The organism is Parafrankia sp. FMc2 (assembly GCF_041008525.1).
GTDB lineage: Bacteria > Actinomycetota > Actinomycetes > Frankiales > Frankiaceae > Parafrankia.
In genome coordinates, this window is record NZ_JBFLUG010000379.1 from 1 (window position 1) to 1,520 (window position 1,520).

At 69.7% G+C, this 1,520-nt stretch carries 2 protein-coding genes and 1 pseudogene; 2 read left to right on the top strand and 1 reads right to left on the bottom strand.

Annotated features, from left to right (window positions below):
• Positions 1-254: hypothetical protein (locus tag AB1460_RS37395; protein ID WP_368967283.1), on the bottom strand; the 254-nt coding region annotated here is incomplete at its 3' end.
• Between the two features lie 233 nt (positions 255-487).
• Between AB1460_RS37395 and AB1460_RS37400 the strand changes: the two are divergent.
• Positions 488-1,039 (top strand): annotated as a pseudogene (locus tag AB1460_RS37400) (transposase); the annotation flags it as partial.
• 107 nt (positions 1,040-1,146) lie between these two features.
• A complete protein-coding gene (locus AB1460_RS37405; RefSeq protein WP_368967285.1) occupies positions 1,147-1,320 on the top strand; it encodes a hypothetical protein in 174 nt (57 codons plus the stop codon).
• The last annotated feature ends 200 nt before the right edge of the window (positions 1,321-1,520 follow it).

Here is a 1,520-nt window from a genome sequence, read left to right on the forward strand (position 1 = left end):
GTGGCAGGGTTGCTGGACGGGATCAGGTGCCGATCTTCCCGCCGCGCTTCCGGCGGATCACGACGGTCGCCGGGCAGGTTCTGCCGGCGCGTCCGGCCCGGCGGATCTTCGCGAGTAGTGATCCGGATCCAGCGACGCCCGTCGCCCGCCCGCGCGATCGAACGAAACGCGGACGACCGGGACGTCTCCGCCCGCACCCCGTCGCAGCGCCAGGCTCGGAACACGTGGCGCAGCGCCTCAACCCACTCGCCCACCGCACCGGAATCCGCCCCAGCAGCAGCACATCCATCGACGGGGATGAGCGGATCTTCCGAATCGGCGGGATGTACTCGTGGAAGCTCACCCGATCACCAGTCGACGTCGGCATGCGGATCGCCAGGCCGGTGTGAGCCGTCGCCACCGGTAGACGAACGTCAGCCGCGCACGACCCACAGCCACCAGGCGCGAGCGGGCCCGGACAGTTCGCTGTTGTTGGCCACACGGGTGCGCCCGGCAGATATGCGAGCTGGTCGAGCGGCTGCAGGCAGCCGGGCAGTGGAAAAACCACGACCCGGACATCCTCATTGTGGTGGACGCCGGCTACGACGTGCCCCGCCTGGCCTTCCTGCTCCGCGACCTGCCGATCCAGGTGCTGGGCCGGATGCGCTCCGACCGCGTCCTGCGCCGCGCAGCACCGCCCCGCACCCCCGGCATCTACGGCCGCCCGCCCCGCCACGGCGGCAAGTTCGTCTTCGGTGACCCCGGCACCTGGACCATCCCCGACCAGACGACCGTGACCGACACCCGTCTCTACGGGACGGCGACCGTGCGGGCCTGGGACCGGCTCCACCCACGGCTGACCCACCGCTCGGCGTGGGCCGCCGACCTGAGCGTGCTGCCGGTCATCGAGGGCACCATGATCCTGCTGCAGGTCGAGTGCCTGCCCAGCGGCGCCATCCCCAAGCCGGTGTGGTTGTGGTGGTCAGGCACCGATGCCACCGCGGCCCAGGTCGATCTGCTCTGGCAGGCCTTCCTGCGGCGTTTCGATATCGAGAGGAGCAAGCCACGGTGCTGTCATAGCCGTGGCTGTTCGACATCGCCGTCGGTTCCTTCCTTGTCGATGTTGTCGATGCTGGCTGCCTGATTTTTCAGCCAGGGTCGCCGGTTGTGCTGTCCTCGGGGCACCTGGTGCAGGGCGCGGAGGCGTTCGACCTCGGCGGGGTCGGCGCGCACGACGATCAGCCGGGCCTGGGGGTGGAGATATCCGGCGGCCCAGCCGCGGCGGACCCAGGCATCGAGAGTGATGGCGGGCATGTCGAGATGGTCGGCCAGGTCTCGTAGCCACCACTCGTGGTCGTCCAGCTTCGGGCGGGCGTGGCGGGTCGGGGTGCGGGTCCGCTGGATGCCCAGGGCCCTTAGAGCGTGTCTTGCGTGGCCGCTTCGGGTACATATCTGATCATGGATGTGTTGGAGAGCAGCCTCGCCGGGCGGCTGGTCCCGGACGAGCTGTGGGAGCTGGTGGAACCGCTCCTGCCCCGGTT